At 70.8% G+C, this 14,898-nt stretch carries 11 protein-coding genes and 1 pseudogene; 2 read left to right on the forward strand and 10 right to left on the reverse strand.

What is annotated here, in order from left to right:
• Window positions 1-59 precede the first annotated feature (59 nt).
• Entirely contained in the window at window positions 60-665 is a 606-nt protein-coding gene (locus ASC77_RS22980; RefSeq protein WP_056158568.1) for a hypothetical protein, read from the forward strand.
• Between the two features lie 13 nt (window positions 666-678).
• Here the strand turns inward: ASC77_RS22980 and ASC77_RS22985 are convergent, their stop codons facing one another.
• The 10 genes from ASC77_RS22985 to ASC77_RS23030 all read right to left on the reverse strand — a co-directional run bounded on the left by ASC77_RS22985 (window position 679) and on the right by ASC77_RS23030 (window position 13,444).
• Window positions 679-1,857 carry a cytochrome P450 gene (locus ASC77_RS22985; protein WP_056158571.1) on the reverse strand — a complete coding sequence of 393 codons (1,179 nt, stop codon included), beginning with the start codon at window positions 1,855-1,857 and terminating at the stop codon, window positions 679-681.
• Window positions 1,829-2,215, reverse strand: a complete 387-nt coding sequence (locus ASC77_RS22990) for a cytidine deaminase (RefSeq protein ID WP_200945109.1) — start codon at window positions 2,213-2,215, stop codon at window positions 1,829-1,831. Before ASC77_RS22990 ends, ASC77_RS22985 begins: the two co-directional genes overlap by 29 nt.
• Before the next feature lie 8 nt (window positions 2,216-2,223).
• The gene (locus tag ASC77_RS22995) at window positions 2,224-3,480 is read right to left on the reverse strand and encodes an ABC transporter permease (protein ID WP_056158577.1); all 1,257 of its coding nucleotides are present in this window, start codon (window positions 3,478-3,480) and stop codon (window positions 2,224-2,226) included.
• Window positions 3,477-4,571: an ABC transporter permease gene (locus tag ASC77_RS23000; RefSeq protein WP_056158580.1), complete on the reverse strand. Its 1,095-nt coding sequence runs from the start codon at window positions 4,569-4,571 to the stop codon at window positions 3,477-3,479. Before ASC77_RS23000 ends, ASC77_RS22995 begins: the two co-directional genes overlap by 4 nt.
• Entirely contained in the window at window positions 4,568-6,121 is a 1,554-nt protein-coding gene (locus ASC77_RS23005) for an ABC transporter ATP-binding protein (RefSeq protein ID WP_235547538.1), read from the reverse strand. Before ASC77_RS23005 ends, ASC77_RS23000 begins: the two co-directional genes overlap by 4 nt.
• Before the next feature lie 118 nt (window positions 6,122-6,239).
• Window positions 6,240-7,337, reverse strand: a complete 1,098-nt coding sequence (locus tag ASC77_RS23010) for a BMP family lipoprotein (RefSeq protein ID WP_056158582.1) — start codon at window positions 7,335-7,337, stop codon at window positions 6,240-6,242.
• A 153-nt stretch (window positions 7,338-7,490) separates the two neighbouring features.
• Window positions 7,491-8,699 (reverse strand): amidohydrolase, encoded by a 1,209-nt coding sequence (locus ASC77_RS23015; RefSeq protein ID WP_056158653.1) that lies wholly within the window; start codon window positions 8,697-8,699, stop codon window positions 7,491-7,493.
• A gap of 10 nt (window positions 8,700-8,709) precedes the next feature.
• A complete protein-coding gene (meaB, locus tag ASC77_RS23020; RefSeq protein WP_056158585.1) occupies window positions 8,710-9,675 on the reverse strand; it encodes a methylmalonyl Co-A mutase-associated GTPase MeaB in 966 nt (321 codons plus the stop codon).
• A 2-nt stretch (window positions 9,676-9,677) separates the two neighbouring features.
• Entirely contained in the window at window positions 9,678-11,795 is a 2,118-nt protein-coding gene (gene scpA, locus ASC77_RS23025) for a methylmalonyl-CoA mutase (RefSeq protein WP_082575241.1), read from the reverse strand.
• Window positions 11,792-13,444 (reverse strand): methylmalonyl-CoA mutase family protein, encoded by a 1,653-nt coding sequence (locus tag ASC77_RS23030; protein WP_056158590.1) that lies wholly within the window; start codon window positions 13,442-13,444, stop codon window positions 11,792-11,794. The genes scpA and ASC77_RS23030 overlap by 4 nt, the downstream gene beginning before the upstream one ends.
• Before the next feature lie 531 nt (window positions 13,445-13,975).
• Here ASC77_RS23030 and ASC77_RS23035 point away from each other — a divergent pair.
• Window positions 13,976-14,898: pseudogene (locus ASC77_RS23035) on the forward strand (hypothetical protein); the annotation flags it as partial.

A 14,898-nucleotide genomic window follows, 5' to 3' on the forward strand; every position in this document is an offset into this window, starting at 1 on the left:
GCAGATCCGGGTCAGGCCGACAAACGGGGGCCTCATCACGAAGTCTTGGGAGACACAGCATGAGGAAGATTCTGACCGCGCTCGCCGCGAGCGCACTGGTCGTCACCGCACTGGGTGCACCGACCGCGGCGACCGCCCAGACGGCGTCGTCGAGCGCGACTCACCAGGCCGCGCAGCACCAGGCACTGCTCAAGGCCGCGAAGAAGGGCTCCGTGGTCAAGTGCGCCAAGGGGAGCGGGTCCCACTCGGGCCGCTGCTGGAAGCTGCTCAAGAGCCAGATCAAGGTGGTCGTCGTCGAGGCCATCCCGCTGGAGAACAAGTCCCGGCACAAGAAGGCCAACATGCACTGCTCGTTCTCGCGCACCGTCAGCAAGTCGGTCGAGGTGGGCGGGTCGGTGAGCTCGTCCGTCGAGGCCGGAGTCTTCTCGGTCGTGAAGGTGAACGTCGAGGCGAGCGTGCACAGGAACGTCACGCAGAGCGCCGAGCAGGCCAGCAGTGCGGGCGGCGACATCACGCTGCGACCCGGTGAGAGCGTCGTGTGCCAGCGCACCTTCGGTCACGTCGTCGCGCGGGTCAAGCAGACCACCTGGGCCGGCAGCAAGACCGAGAGCGTGATCCTCAAGGCGAAGATCCCGGCCTCGCTGGGCGTGCGGATCGTCGACTGACCCGCCCGCGGCGTCAGCCGACCAGCACGCGGCGGTAGCCGCGCAGCACGAACGTTCCCCGGCTCTCGGGCTCCCCCACGAGCTCGAGGGCCGGGAACCGCTCGAACAGTGCGGGCAACGACTCCGCCAGCTCCATGCGCGCCAGCGGCGCGCCGAGGCAGAAGTGCACGCCGACGCCGAACGCCAGGTGGTTGTTGGGGGTCCGGTCCACGCGGAACTCGTCGGGCGCGTCGAACACCTCCGGGTCGCGGTTGGCCGCACCGAGGAGGGCCGCGATCTTCTCGCCCTCGCGGACGACCACGCTCTGCCCGCCGTGGGCGACCTCCACGTCCTCCATCGCCGTCCGCTCGAAGAGCTGCAGGGCGGAGTCGAAGCGGAGCATCTCCTCGACGGTCGCCGCGACGTCCGCACCCGGGCGCAGCCCCCGGCGCAGCATCGCCACCAGGCCGTTGCCGAAGACGTTGACCGAGGCTTCGTGGCCGGCGTTCAGCAGCAGGACCACGGCCGCCACGACCTCGTCCTCGTTGAGCTCGGTCGCCACCAGGTCGCTGATCAGGTCGTCGGCCGGAGCCGCGCGTCGTTCCCCGACGATCTCGCGCACCAGCCCGGCGAACTCCTCGGCGGCCCGCACCGCGTCGGCGACCGTCTGCTCCGACGGTGCCGCCTCGTACATGCGCACGATCGCCTGGGACCAGTCGCGCAGGTCGTGGGCGTAGGAGCGGGGTACGCCGAGCAGGTCGGCGATCACCAGCACCGGCAGGGGCTCCGCGTACGCCTCGATGACGTCGAACCCGTCCTGCCCGGCGTCGGTGACAGCGAGGTCGGCGAGGAGGTCGGCCGCGATCTCGCGCACCCGCGGGCGGAGCCGCTCGATGTGGCCGCGGGCGAAGGCCTTCGCGACCGGTCGGCGCAGCCGGGTGTGGGCCGGTGGCTCGTTCTCCATCATCTGGTTGCGGTGCAGCAGGTTGAAGGGCTCGAGGTAGTCGAGCGGCTCCTTGTCGACCCAGATCCGGCCCAGCCGCCGGTCGCGCTGCACCTGCCCGACGGTCGCGTGCGCGAACGTCAGGTACATCCCCGAGGCCTCGTGCCACGCCACCGCGTGCTGCTCGCGCTCGCGCGCGAAGTACGGGTACGGGTCCGCGACGACGGCGGGGTCGCCCAGGTCAATCGAGGTTGTCGGGACCGAACGCATCGGGCAGCACCTCGTCCATCGTCTTGACCCCGGAGACCGTCATCAGCAGCAGCTCGGGGCCGCCGTTCTCGTACAGCAGCTGGCGGCACCGGCCGCACGGCATGATCACCTCGCCCTTGCCGTTGACGCACACGAAGTGCGTCAGCCGGCCACCACCGGTGATGTGCAGCTGGCTGACCAGCCCGCACTCCGCGCACAGGGCGACGCCGTAGGCCGCGTTCTCGACGTTGCAGCCGGTCACGACCCGGCCGTCGTCGACGGTGGCGGCGGCGCCGACCGAGAAGTGCGAGTACGGCGCGTAGGCGTGCGTCATCGCCTCCGCAGCGGCCGCCTTCAGCGACTCCCAGTCGAACTTCACAGCCGCCACTACCCGGCGCTGCCCTTGCGGTAGACCTGTCCGTCGGCGGCAGGTGGTCGCAGCCGTTGGCTCGCCAGTGCCAGCACCAGCAGCGTGACGACGTACGGCGTCATGCCGGTGAACTCCCGCGGGACGGTGTCGGTGGTCAGGAACCAGACCAGGAAGGCCGCCCCGATCAGGCCGAGCACGATCGCGGAGGTCCGGGCGCCCTGGTAGAACCGCCATGCGGCGTAGGCCAGCAGGCCGATCGCCACGACGAGGAGCAGCGCGTGCACGGCGGACGGCGACCGCAGCCGGAGCGCATCGGTGTAGCCGAAGAGCAGCGACGCCCCGAGCGTGCCGAACGGGTTCCAGTTGCCGAAGATCATCGCGGCCAGGCCGATGTAACCGCGCCCATTGCTCTGGTTGGTCGTGAAGCCGCTCGCCGCGACCAGGGCCAGGAACGCGCCACCGAGGCCGGCGAGGCCGCCGGAGACCAGCACCGCGACGTACTTGTAGCGGTAGACGTTGACGCCGAGCGACTCGGCCGCCGCGGGGTTCTCACCGCACGAGCGCAGCCGCAGGCCGAAGGACGTGTGCCACAGGATCCAGGCGGTCAGCACCACGATCACGGCGATCAGGATGGTGACCACGGAGACCTTGGTGGTCAGCGCGGCGAGCAGGCCGGCCAGGTCCGAGATCACGAACCAGCCCTGGTCGTTCAGCGACTTCAGCCCGTCGGAGAGCCCGGGAACTGTCACGAACGGCAGGCCGTCGAGGCCGGTCAGCTGGCGCGGGCCGCCGTACTGGTAGTCGGAGAAGAACGCTTCGGCCAGGAACGTGGTGGCGCCCAGACCGATGATGTTGATCGCGACACCGGAGACGATGTGGTCGACGCCGAACGTGATCGTGGCGAGCCCGTGCAGCAGGCCGCCGAGCGCGCCCATCGCCGCGGCGCCGAGCAGACCCACCCAGGGGCCGTAGTTGTAGGTGAAGTACGCCGCGCCCCAGGTGCCGAGCAGCATCTGGCCCTCGAGCCCGATGTTGACGATGCCGGCGCGCTCCGACCAGAGGCCACCCATGCCGGCGAGCAGGATCGGGCAGGCGGAGAGGATGGCGGCACGCAGCGTGTTGGCGGCCGTGATGTCGTCGGCGCCGGTCGCGATCCGCACCAGGGACAGCGCGACCACCGCCACCAGCATCACGAGCCAGTAGGTGCGGTACATCCCACCGATCTTGCGAGCGCGCTCCGAGGGGGCTGACTTGTCGACCTGGGTCGTGCTCATGCGGTCACCTCCTGGACGGGAGCGGTGCGCGCTCGGGCCACCGTGCGTTGCTCGAGCCTGATGCGGTAGCGCCGGACCAGCTCGTAGGCGATCACGACCGCGAGGACCGCGACGCCCTGGGTGATCTGGACGATGCTCGGCGAGATGTCGGTTTGGAAGGTCAGCGTGTTGGACTGCGTGCTCAGGAACGCGAAGAGCACCGCGCCGAAGACCATGCCGACCGGCTGGTTGCGGCCCAGCAGCGCGACCGCGATGCCGGTGAACCCGAGGCCCGCCTGGAACGTCGTGCCGTAGGTGTGGGCCGAGCCGAAGTACGCCGGCATCCAGATGAGCCCGGCGACGGCGCCCGACAGCAGCATCGAGATGAGGACCATCCGGTCGACCTTGATGCCGCTCGCGACGGCCGCGGTCTGCGACAGGCCGGTCGCCCGCAGGTCGAAGCCGAACCGGGTCTTGTTGAGCAGCACCCAGAAGCCGACGCCGACCGCGACCGCGAGCAGGCCGAGCGTCCAGATCGGACCGTCGGGCCTCTCGAACGGGAGCCAGCCGGCGAGCTGGCTGGACTCGGGGAGGTCCTTGGTGCGGACCTGGTTGCCGCCGTGCAGGCCGTACCGGTCGAGCAGGTAGCCCACCAGGATCAGGGCGATGGAGTTGAGCATGATCGTCGAGATGACCTCGCTCACCCCCCGCGTCGTGCGCAGGATGCCGGCGATGCCGGCCCAGATCGCACCAACGGCCATCGCGATGACCAGGGTCGCCATGATGTTGAGCGCGCCGGGCAGCAGGGCGGCACCCGCGAACGTGGCGGCGGTGTACGACGCCAGCAGGTACTGACCCTCGACACCGATGTTGAAGAGGCCCATCCGGAAGCCGATCGCCGCTGCGACGGCCGCCAGGTAGATCATCGTCGTCTGGTTGAGGATGTTGACGAGCAGGCGGTTGTCCGGCTTGGAGAGGATGACGGACCAGAAGTCGCCGGCGCTCGAGTCACTGCCCGACGCCGCGATCACGACGCTGGTCGCGAGGACCGCGATCAGCACGGCGATCACCGGGGCGAGCAGGGCGAAGCCGACGCGCTTGAGGCTGTTCACGCCTCACCACCTCCCGTCATGGCTGCGCCGAGGTCCTTGGGCGTGACCCCCGCGGGGTCGAAGGTGCCGACCATACGGCCGCGCAGGATGACCTCGATCCGGTCGGAGAGGCCGATCAGCTCGTCGAGGTCGGCCGAGATGAGGAGCACGGCGAGGCCGTCGTGGCGGGCGCGCTTGATGTGGCTCCAGATGGCCGCCTGCGCTCCGACGTCGACGCCGCGCGTCGGGTGGGAGGCGATCAGCAGGACCGGGTCGCCGCTCATCTCGCGGCCGATGATCAGCTTCTGCTGGTTGCCGCCGGACAGCGCCCGGGCGACGGTGTCGATCCCTGGCGTCCGGACGTCGTACTCGTCGACGATCCGGCGGGTGTCCTTGCGGGCGCCGCTGCGGTTGATCCAGGGGCCCTTGACGCTCGGCGGGCGGGTCTGGTGGCCGAGAATCCGGTTCTCCCACAGCGGCGAGTCGAGCAGCAGCCCGTGCCGGTGCCGGTCCTCGGGGATGTAGCCGACGCCCGACTCGCGCAGGCGCCGGGTGTCCCAGTCCGTGACGTCCTCCTCGCCGAGGAGGATCCGACCGGAGGTGAGGCGCCGCATGCCCATCACGGTCTCGACGAGCTCGGCCTGGCCGTTGCCCTCGACGCCCGCGATGCCGAGGATCTCGCCCCGGTGGATGTCGAAGCTGATGTCGCTGAGCAGGTCGCGGCCGGCGTCGTCGGTCAGGGTCACGCCGGAGAGCGACAGCTGGACGACATCGGTCACGGTCGACTCGGAGGTCTCCGGCGACGGGAGCTCGGAGCCGACCATCATCTCGGCGAGCTCCTGCTTGGTGACCTCGCCCGGGACGGCGGACCCGACCGTGGTGCCGCGGCGCATGACGGTGATGTCGTCGGCGATCGCGAGCACCTCGTCGAGCTTGTGGGAGATGAACAGGATCGAGTGGCCGTGGGCGCGCAGGTCGCGGAGGTTCGCGAAGAGCGCGTCGACCTCCTGCGGCACGAGCACGGCGGTCGGCTCGTCCAGGATCAGGACCTTCGCCCCGCGGAAGAGCACCTTGAGGATCTCGAGCCGCTGCCGGTCGGCCACGCCGAGCTTCTCGACGAGCACGTCGGGGCGCAGGCCGAAGCCGTAGCGCTCGGAGATCGACTCGAACTCGGCGCGCGCCTTGTCGCCGATGCCGTGCAGCTTCTCGGCTCCGAGGACCGCGTTCTCGAGGGCGGTCAGGTTGTCGGCCAGCATGAAGTGCTGGAAGACCATGCCGATCCCGACGCCGATGGCGTCGGTGGGCGTGCGGAAGCTGCGCTCGGTGCCGCCGACCTCGATCGTGCCGTCGTCGGGCTTCTGCACGCCGTACAGGATCTTCATCAGCGTGGACTTGCCGGCGCCGTTCTCGCCGATCAGCGCGTGGACGGTCGCGGGGCGGATCGTCACCTCGACGTCATGGTTGGCGATCACCCCCGGGAAGCGCTTGCCGATGCCGATCAGGCGGACCTCAGGGGCTTCGATGACCGCCTCGGTCGAGCTGGCGCCAGGAGCGGGAGGCGCTGCGGGCACGGGGACCTCCGGGTTGTCGGGAGTGTGTCGGGGCAGGGCGGGAAAAGAAGACGTACGGGCCCGGGAGCAAACTACTCCCGGGCCCGTACGTTAGTTCAGGCGATGTCTCGCCCGCCCGTCACGGGGCGGTCGGAACCTTGATCTCGCCGCTCTTGATCTTGTCGGCGTAGCCGTCGATGTCGGCCTTGATGTCATCGACGAAGCCGCCGGACGTCGAGTAGCCGACGCCGTCGTTCTTCAGGTCGTACGTGACGTAGCTCGTCTTGGGCGAGCCGTCGGCGACCGACTTGATGAAGTCGAACGTCGCGACGTCGACGCGCTTGAGCGCCGAGGTCAGGATGTGCGGCTGCTGGTCGGCCGTGGCGGTGAGGTACTGGTCGGAGTCGACACCGATCGCCCAGTTGCCGTCACCGGCCTCGACAGCGGCGTCGAAGATGCCGCTGCCCGAGGCACCGGACGCGTGGTAGACCACGTCGGCACCCTTGTCGAACTCACCGGCAGCAGCGGTCTTGCCGCCCGCCGGGTCGTTGAAGCCGGACAGATCGCTCTCCTCGATGTAGGCGACGTCGACCTTGATGCTCGGGTCGACGGCCTTCACACCGGCGGTGAAGCCGGCCTCGAAGCCCTTGATCAGGTCGTTGTGCACGCCGCCGACGAAGCCGACCTGCTTGGACGCGGTCTTCTCGGCCGCCGCGACGCCGACGAGGAAGGACGCCTCGTTGGCCGCGAAGGAGAAGTACGCGACGTTGTCGTTGGGCTTGTCGTCGGGGTCGAAGCCGTCGACGACGCCGAAGTTCACGTCCGGGTAGTCGGGGGCCACCGCGTTGATGGCGTCGCTGTAGGCGAAGCCGACACCGACGACGGCGTTCGCGCCGGCGTCAGCCATCTGGCGGAGGCGGTCCTCGCGGGCCGACTCGGGCTCAGCGTCCTGGGCCTCACCCTCGAGGCAGGTGGCGTCGAGCTCGTCGACAGCCTTCGCGACGCCTGCGTACGCGGAGTCGTTGAAGGACTGGTCGCCACGGCCACCCACGTCGTACGCGAGACCGATCTTCGGCCCGTCGCCGTCGGCGTCCTTGCAGACGTCGGCACTGGCGCTGGCGGAAGCGGACGTGTTGTCGCTGGCCTTGTCGCCACCGTCACTGTCGCTGCTGCTGCACGCCCCCAGGGCAAGCACGCTCACCGACAGCAGGGCTGCAAATGTTGTGGTGCGTCGCAAGACGCCTCCTTCGTGGTCCGTGAAACGCCCCGAACGGGCGTGAAACAGACGAAACCCTAGGGCCTTCATGCGGCGGAGCGGTCGCGTTCACGAAGTTGTTATCGAGTCGATGCGGACCGGGCGGACATACTCATCCCCGAGCCGGGAATTTCGTCAAAGAACGCCGTGGAACGACGCCGCGACCTGTGCCAGCACGCGGGCGCCGATGCCCACGGCACGGTCGTCGACGCGCAGGTTGCCCTGGTGGAGGTCGTACGTCGGCCCGCCCGGCGTGCGCGTGCCGAGGCGGCCCATCGCGCCGCGCACCCGGTCCAGGTACCAGCCGAAGTCCTCGCCACCGAGGCTCTGCTGCGTGGGAACGTGCCCACCCGGGCCGAGCACGCGCTCGACGGCCCCGGCGAGCAGGGCGATCGAGCCGATGTCGTTGACCACCGGGGGCACGCCGCGCTGGTAGTCGACCTGCGCGTGCACGCCGTACGGCGCGACGATCTGCTCCACGAGCAGGGGGACGAGCTTCTCGGCCTCCGACCAGGCGACGGCGTCGAGCATCCGGACCGTCCCGCCGACCCGGCCGGTCGCCGGGATCACGTTGTGGGCCGAGCCGGCCCGGACGACGCCCCAGACCACGCTGACCCCGGAGCGGGGGTCGAGGCGGCGCGACAGGATGGCGGGCAGCTCGGTGATGACCTTGCCCAGCGCGAAGGTGAGGTCCTCGGTCAGGTGGGGTCGCGAGGTGTGGCCGCCTGAGCCCGAGAGCGTCACGTCGAGGTGGTCGGCCGCGCCGGTGATCGGCCCCTCGCGCAGGCCGACGCTGCCCACGTCGAGCGTGGGGTCGCAGTGCAGCCCGAAGATCCGGTCGACGTCGTCGAGGGCGCCCAGCTCGATGAGCGACAGCGCGCCACCGGGCATCACCTCCTCGGCCGGCTGGAAGAGCAGCCGCACCCGGCCCGGCAGCAGCCCCTGGGCGTGGACCCGGCCGAGTGCCACGGCGGCCCCGACCAGGGCGGCGGTGTGGACGTCGTGCCCGCACGCGTGGGTGACGCCCTCGACGGAGCTGGCCCACGGGTCGCCGGTCAGGTCGGGCACCGGCAGCGCGTCGAGGTCGGCGCGCAGCGCAAGCACCGGTCCGTCGGTGCCGATCTCGGCGACCAGCCCGGTGCGCGGCAGCTCGGTGACCCGCCAGCCCGCCTGCGTGATCCGGGCCGCCACCAGCGACGTGGTGCGCACCTCGCGCCAGGACAGCTCGGGGTGGGCGTGCAGGTCGCGGCGCAGCCCGACGAGCTCGTCCTCGAGACCCCGGACGACCTCGTCGATCAGGGCACCGGTGGAGCCGGCTGCGGGGTGGGGATCGGCGGGAGACATCAGCACGAGGTTAGCGCGCGTCGTAGGCGGCGAGGATCCGGTCCGCGGCGACGGTGGCGGGCAGCTCCCCGCCGAGCACCGCCTCGCGGACCTCGGCCCGGATCGCCTTCACCCCGGCGGAGTGGCGCAGCCGCTGGTCGAGCTCGTCGCGCACCAGCGCCCAGGTGAAGTCGAGCTGCTGGTGGGCGCGCTTGCGGGCGAGTCCGGCCTCGCCCAGGTGGTCGCGGTGCGCGATCACCCGGTCCCACACGTCGTCGACGCCGGAGTCCTCGAGGGCCGAGCAGGTCACCACGGGCGGCGCCCACTCGTCGTGCCCGCGCACCAGGCGCAGGGCGCCGGCCAGGTCGCGGGCGGCCACCCGGGCCTCCTGCTGGCGGTCGCCGTCCGCCTTGTTGACCGCGATCACGTCGGCGATCTCGAGGATGCCCTTCTTGATGCCCTGCAGCTGGTCGCCGGTGCGGGCGAGGGTGAGGAAGAGGAACGTGTCGACCATCCCGGCGACGGTCACCTCGGACTGACCGACGCCGACGGTCTCGACCAGCACGACGTCGTACGACGCGGCCTCGAGCACGGCCATCGCCTGCACGGTCGCACGGGCGACGCCGCCGAGCGTGCCGGCGCTCGGCGAGGGCCGCACGAACGCCTGGGGGTCGTTGGCGAGCCGCGCCATCCGGGTCTTGTCACCGAGCACCGATCCCCCGGTGCGCACGCTCGACGGGTCCACCGCCAGCACGCCGACGCGGTGGCCGGCGGCCGTCAGCCGGGAGCCGAGCGCCTCGATGAACGTCGACTTCCCCACTCCCGGGACTCCCGAGATGCCGACCCGGACGGCGTCGCGCTGCTCCAGCCGCGTCATCAGCTCGCGCGCCTGCTCGCGGTGCCTGCGGCTCGTCGACTCGACGAGCGTGATCGCCTGCGAGACGGCGGACCGCCGTCCCTCCGCGATGCCCTCGAGGAGGGTCTCGACGTCGGGCATGCTCAGTGGTCCAGCTGTTCCCGCAGCTTCGCGAGCAGGTCGAGCGCGGACTCGGCGATGACCGTGCCGGGCAGGAACACCGCGGCGGCACCCATCTCCTGGAGCGTGGGTACGTCGTCGGGCGGGATCACGCCACCGATGACGACCATGATGTCCGGGCGGCCCTGCTCGGCGAGCGCCGACTTCAGCGCAGGCAGCAGCGTGAGGTGGCCGGCGGCGAGCGACGAGACCCCGACGATGTGCACGTCGGCGTCGACCGCCTGCTGGGCGACCTCCTCGGGCGTGGAGAAGAGCGGGCCCACGTCGACGTCGAAGCCCATGTCGGCGAAGGCGCTCACGATGACCTTCTGGCCACGGTCGTGACCGTCCTGGCCCATCTTCGCGACCAGGATGCGCGGGCGCCGGCCCTCGGCCTCCTCGAACTCCTCGGTCGCGTCGAGGACCTGCTGGACGAGCGTGCCGTCGCCCTGGCTCGACTCGTCGCGGTACACGCCGCTGATCGTACGGATCACGGCCTGGTGCCGCCCGTAGACCTTCTCCAGCGCATCGGAGATCTCGCCGACCGTGGCCTTGGCGCGCGCGGCGTCGACCGCGAGGGCGAGCAGGTTGCCGTCGAGGCTGCCCTGGGTCGCTCCCCGGTCGGCGGAGTTGGTCAGCGCCTCCAGCGCACGTCGTACGGCGTCGTCGTCGCGCTCCGCGCGCAGCCGCTCGAGCTTGGCGACCTGCTGGCGGTAGACGTCGTCGTTGTCGACCTTGAGGACGTCCAGCTTGTCCTCGGCGGCCAGCCGGTAGGTGTTGACGCCGATGACCTTCTGGGCGCCGGAGTCGATCCGCGCCTGGGTGCGCGCGGCCGCCTCCTCGATGCGCATCTTCGGGATGCCCTGCTCGATGGCGGCGGCCATGCCGCCGGCCTGCTCGGCTTCCTGGATGTGCGCCCACGCACGCTCGGCGAGGTCGTGGGTCAGCCGCTCCACGTAGTAGCTGCCGGCCCAGGGGTCGATCGTGCCCGTCGTGCCGCTCTCCTGCTGGAGCAGCAGCTGGGTGTTGCGGGCGATCCGCGCGGAGAAGTCGGTCGGCAGCGCGATCGCCTCGTCGAGGGCGTTGGTGTGCAGCGACTGGGTGTGTCCCTGGGTCGCAGCCATCGCCTCGATCGCGGTGCGCCCCACGTTGTTGAAGACGTCCTGGGCGGTCAGCGACCAGCCGCTCGTCTGCGAGTGGGTGCGCAGGCTGAGCGACTTGGGGTTCTGCGGGTCGAACTCGCGGACCAGCCGCGCCCACAGCGCCCGGGCCGCGCGCATCTTGGCGATCTCCATGAAGAAGTTCATGCCGATCGCCCAGAAGAAGGAGAGCCGCGGCGCGAACTGGTCGATCGTCATGCCGGTGTCGAGGCCGGCCCGGATGTACTCCACGCCGTCGGCGAGCGTGTAGGCGAGCTCCAGGTCGGCCGTCGCCCCGGCCTCCTGGATGTGGTAGCCGGAGATCGAGATCGAGTTGAAGCGCGGCATCTTCGCCGAGGTGTAGCTGAAGATGTCGCTGATGATCCGCATCGACGGCGCCGGCGGGTAGATGTAGGTGTTGCGGACCATGAACTCCTTGAGGATGTCGTTCTGGATGGTCCCCGCGAGCTGCTCCGGCTTCACCCCCTGCTCCTCGGCCGCCGCGATGTAGAGGGCGAGCACCGGCAGGACCGCGCCGTTCATCGTCATCGACACCGACATCTCGTCGAGCGGGATGCCGTCGAAGAGGGTGCGGGTGTCGTAGATCGAGTCGATCGCGACGCCGGCCATGCCGACGTCGCCGCGGACCCGCGGGTGGTCGGAGTCGTAGCCGCGGTGGGTCGCGAGGTCGAACGCGACCGACAGCCCCTTCTGGCCGGCCGCGAGGTTGCGGCGGTAGAAGGCGTTGGACTCCTCGGCGGTGGAGAAGCCGGCGTACTGCCGGATCGTCCACGGCTGGGTCGTGTACATCGTCGGGTAGGGGCCGCGCAGGAACGGCGTGAGGCCCGGGAAGGTGCCGAGGGCGTCCAGGCCCTCGAGGTCGCTCTCGGTGTAGAACGGCTTGATCTCGATGCCCTCGGGCGACATCCACGGCTCGCCGCTGAAGCTGTCGGGGACGGTCATGCGAGCTTCTCCCTCGTTCGGGTCAGGAAGTCGAGCGCGTCGACGCCCATCGCGCAGGAGTCGTCGGCCCAGTCGCGCGGCTTGCCGGCGACGATGACCCACTCGGCACCGTTGCTGCGCAGCTCCGCCGCGACCTCGGCACCCTGCTCGTCGTACGCCGCGTCGGTGCCGGCCAGGCAGACGACCCGGGCCGCCTCCTGCGTCACCGCGATGCCGCCGGCCGCGAGGAGGTTGCTGGCGAACGTCGCGCGGGCGGTGTGCTGGGCGACGGTGCCGATCGTGGCCAGGTGGACCGCGGTCGTCGCGGGCTCGTCGCGGAGCGCCTCGAAGCTGGCGCCGTAGGACCGCACGTCGTCCCAGTCGTCGCTCGCGGGCCGCTCGGGCAGCGTCTCGTCGAGGTTCGGGAACTCGGTCAGGCCGGTGATCGGGCGCTTGCGCGTGGCGACCTGTCGCTCGCGCTCGGCGACGGTGGCCTCGATCTCCGTGTCGAGGGACCCGCCGTCGTCCAGGCGTCCGAGGACCTCCCACGCGGCGCGCGCGAGGTCGTCGGTGAGCTTCTCGACGGCGTACGAGCCACCCGCCGGGTCGGCGACGTGCGCGACGTGCGACTCGTCGATGAGGAGGTGCGAGGTGTTGCGGGCGATCCGGCGACCGAACGCGTCCGGGCGGCCCAGCGGGCTGTCGAAGGGCAGCACCGTGACGCTGTCGGCGCCGCCGACGCCGGCAGCGAACGCCGCGACCGTGGTCCGCAGCATGTTGACCCAGGGGTCGTACTTGCTCATCATCGGGCGGCTCGTGACGGCGTGCAGCCGCATCTCCCCCGCGCCGCCGGACATCTCGAGCACGCGTGCCCAGAGCCGACGGGCCGCGCGAAGCTTGGCGATGGAGGGGAACTGCTCGTCGGTGACGGCGTAGCGGAACTCGACCAGGCTCGCCGCCTCGTCGACGCCCAGGCCGGCCTCGGTGAGTGTGCGGAGGTACGCCGCGGCCGCCGCCATCGACCAGCCGAGCTCCTGCGCGTCCGACGCGCCCCGGTCGTGGACGCGCGTGGCGTCGACGACGAAGCCGCGGATCTCGAGGCGCTGGGCCTGCTTCGCGACCTCGGCGGTCGCCTCAGTCGCGGGGACGCCGAGGTTCGTCTCGGGGTGCAGTTCGCGGCCCTCGACGTACTGGGCGAACGCCTGCGGGTCGGCGCCGTCGAGCACGACCGGCGCCAGGTCGAGGAGCACCCGGTCGAGCAGGCCCGCGAGGTCGGTGTCCGCGTCGACGCGCAGCCACAGGCTGGTCACGCCGCCGTCCAGGTCGACGAGCGACTCCTCGTTGGCGGCCTTCGCGTCCCGGCCGTCGACGTACGACCGCACGTCCCAGTCGCCCTGCCGCGTCGGTCGTCCGCTCGTCTCGAGCCCGATCAGCTGGTCCGGCGTACCGAGCGGGGTGACGTCGATGCCGTCGAGGGTCCTCCGGGTGAGCTTCGCCCACACGCGCTCGTCGGCGTCCTCGTCCGTGAGCCGCTTGCTCTTGCGCAGCACGGCCGCCGCCTCGCGCTCCCAGTCGGCCACCGTCCAGGTGTCCGCCGGGTCCGCCAGGTCGAGCGAGCCCTGCGCAGGCTCCAGCTCCTCGGGCTCGTCCAGCCCACCCTCGACAGTCATGCAGCGAACGATAGGAGCGCCGCGTGACGTCGGCTACAGAGTGTGACCTTTTCGGCTTTCGGCTCCGCTCGGGTCGGCCGCCGACAGGCTAGTTACAGCGGGCGACGTCGGCGGTGGGTTGCGGTCGCCGCCCGGCACACGGTGGTTGAGGAAGGCGCGCTAGCGCCTGTCTCGAAACCCCGGAAAGCCGAGCAAGGCGATGTGCGCGGCTCGCGGGTCCGCTCGGGTCGGCCGCCGACAGGCTGGCTACGCCGGGTACGGCGGGCGGGTGGTTGCGGTCGCTGCCCGGGCTCCGGGTCTGCCTGAAAATAGTTCGAATCAACTTTACGGATCACTAGAACATACGTTCGAATCATGGTAGGATCGAGCATGGCTCGACGCACCCCCACCCAGGACCCGCGGCTGCGGGATCTGCTGGAGCGTGCCACCGAGGCTGATCTCGCTGAGCGGTTGGCCGCGGCNTGCTCGAAATAGTTCGAACCAACCTCATGAATGACTAGAACACACGTTCGAATCATGGTAGTATCGAGCATGGCTCGACGCACCCCCACCCAGGACCCGCGGCTGCGGGATCTGCTGGAGCGTGCCACCGAGGCTGATCTCGCTGAGCGGTTGGCCGCGGCCCGGAAGTTCGAGCTCGCCGCACTCTGGGCCGAGGCCCACCCGGCACCGGTCGAGGACGCGGTGGTCGACGAGCTCGGCGACCTGGTGATGTTCGGCGACCAGCCGATCACCCTGGCCGGCGAAGGCGCACCGGGGATGTCGGAGTTCGCGGTCGCGGAGTTCGCCGCCGCCGTGGGGATGTCCGCCTACCAGGGCCGCAACTTCCTCGGCGCCGCCCTCGAGGCCAAGTACCGGCTCCCCCAGATCTGGTCCCGGACCATGTCGGGTGAGGTGCCGGTGTGGAAGGTCCGCCGGGTCACCGACCGCACCCACCGTCTCGACCCGACCGCCGCCGCACTAGTCGACCACGAGCTGGCACCCGTCCTCGCGACCTGCTCGTGGGCGAAGGTCGAGTCGGAGGTCGAGACCGCCGCCGCCGAGGCCGACCCCGAGCACGCCGAAGGCGAACGCCTCGACTGCTCCGCCCAGGCCCACCTCGACATCGCGTTGACCGACGCACGTCTCAACCGGGGCCTCGTCCCCGTCACCGGACTCCTCGACTACACCGACGCGTTGGCCCTCGAGGCACAGATCAAGGCCGGCGCCCACGCCCTGCTGACCGAGCACCCCGAGCTCGACCTCGACACCCGCCGTGCCATGGCCGCCGGACACCTCGGCGGCGATGCTGCTGTGCCGCGCGAGGTCGTCATCTACGCCCACCACCAGCCGACCGAGGCCCACGGCATCGTCGGTATCGAGGGCGGCCACGTCCCGTACGCCACCATCGACCAACTGGTCGAGTGGTGCACCCAAGCCGGCACCCGGGTCAGCATCCGGCCCGTCCTCGACCT

Origin of the sequence: Nocardioides sp. Root1257, assembly GCF_001425175.1 — a bacterium.
In the GTDB taxonomy this organism is placed as follows: domain Bacteria; phylum Actinomycetota; class Actinomycetes; order Propionibacteriales; family Nocardioidaceae; genus Nocardioides.

Bases quoted from the DNA above. Each gene is read 5' to 3' on its own strand.
- ASC77_RS23015 (WP_056158653.1), bottom strand. From the start codon at position 8,699: ATGTCTCCCGCCGATCCCCACCCCGCAGCCGGCTCCACCGGTGCCCTG.
- ASC77_RS22980 (WP_056158568.1), top strand. From the start codon at position 60: ATGAGGAAGATTCTGACCGCGCTCGCCGCGAGCGCACTGGTCGTCACC.
- meaB (WP_056158585.1), bottom strand. From the start codon at position 9,675: ATGCCCGACGTCGAGACCCTCCTCGAGGGCATCGCGGAGGGACGGCGG.
- scpA (WP_082575241.1), bottom strand. From the start codon at position 11,795: ATGACCGTCCCCGACAGCTTCAGCGGCGAGCCGTGGATGTCGCCCGAG.
- ASC77_RS22995 (WP_056158577.1), bottom strand. From the start codon at position 3,480: ATGAGCACGACCCAGGTCGACAAGTCAGCCCCCTCGGAGCGCGCTCGC.
- ASC77_RS22985 (WP_056158571.1), bottom strand. From the start codon at position 1,857: ATGCGTTCGGTCCCGACAACCTCGATTGACCTGGGCGACCCCGCCGTC.
- ASC77_RS23030 (WP_056158590.1), bottom strand. From the start codon at position 13,444: ATGACTGTCGAGGGTGGGCTGGACGAGCCCGAGGAGCTGGAGCCTGCG.